Raw genomic sequence first — 1304 nt, 5'->3', positions numbered from 1 at the left:
TCGGCGATGCTCCTATGTCAAGCTGCGTGCAGCGCAGCGATTTCGGTGACCGCGGTGGACTGCTGGGCTACGGTTCGTTCGTCGCTGATCAGGGCTCGGAAGACGACGTCGGACAGGCGCCGGCGCAGCAGTCGCATGGCCTCGACGCGGGTCTTTCCCCGGCCGACGAGCTTGTCGACGTATTCCTTGCCCGGTCCGTGGCCGCGAGTCTGGGTGAGCGCGATCATGTGCAGGGCGCAGTTGATCCAGCGGTTGCCGCCGCGATTGAGTCGTACCTTGCCCGAGGTGGCGCCCGACCACACTGGGATCGGAGCGGTCCCGGTGAACCGCGCATAAGCATTCTTGTTCCGAAACCGTTGCGCTCCAGCAGTTTCCCCGACGATTACTGCGGCCGACAGGACCCCGCAGCCGGGAACGGCCAGCAGGCTCGGTGCCAGAGCCCGGATCCGGTCACGTAGTTGGCGCTCCAGATCGTTGACCTGCTGGGTCAGCTCCCGGCAGCGGGCGGTCATCGCCCGCGCGAGTTCGGCGACCAGGCCGTCGAACTCGGTCAGTCGCTGAGCAAGGTCGTCGATGACGCAGTAGCGGCGCAGTCCTCGGGAGGGGATTTCGAGCCCAGGATCGAGTTCGTGAAGGTGCCAGCGCAGCCGGTTGATCAGCTCCGTGCGCTCGGTGACCAGAGTATGGCGATAGTCCGACAGCAGCTTCACCTCACGCGCGGGGCCGTCCAGGCGCGCGGTCGGCAGGTCTGGTTCGCGCAATGCGGCATGCGCGACAGCCAGGGCGTCGATCGGGTCGGATTTGCCTTTTTCGCGGCCGCCGCGGCGGGCCGCAGCCATCAGATGCGTTGGCACCCGGACCACTTCGAGTCCCGCGCCGAGAAGGTCACGTTCGAACCTGCGGGTGACGTGGCGGCAGTCTTCGAGCGCGAACTTCGTGTCGGGCCACTGTCGGGCCCACTCCACCGCCTTCAGATGGTCTTCGCTGGTCGTTCCAATCGTCTTGACCGCCAGTCGGCGGCCGACCGCGTCGGCGGCCACCATGGTATGGCTGCGCTTATGCGCATCAACACCAATCACTACCGGGCTCAAAGGGGTTCGTCCTCTCCACTGTTCATCCAGGCTGACGAGCCGGGTGAGGACGGGCACGCGTCAATCGGGCAGGTCGCGCGCTCCTATCAGGCCACGAACCCCACCGGCCGGGCCCAGCGGGGCCGCACATCGTGACAAGCCACCAGCATCGCAACGCTGGGGCAGCGAAAAAACGAGCGAACCCCGCTGGGTGCCAACAGCATTACATTGACG

At 66.3% G+C, this 1304-nt stretch carries 1 protein-coding gene; it reads right to left on the bottom strand.

All coding sequences use genetic code 11. The features are described 5' to 3' along the window. Positions 1 to 17: 17 nt before the first annotated feature. Positions 18 to 1091: an IS110 family transposase gene (locus tag A5789_RS08725; protein WP_369828761.1), complete on the bottom strand. Its 1074-nt coding sequence runs from the start codon at positions 1089 to 1091 to the stop codon at positions 18 to 20. Positions 1092 to 1304 lie beyond the last annotated feature (213 nt).

This window comes from Nocardia sp. 852002-51101_SCH5132738, assembly GCF_001665695.1.
Classification (GTDB): domain Bacteria; phylum Actinomycetota; class Actinomycetes; order Mycobacteriales; family Mycobacteriaceae; genus Nocardia; species Nocardia nova.
Note: the sequence above shows the minus strand (reverse complement) of the source record. Positions and strands in the feature narration are given on the sequence as shown.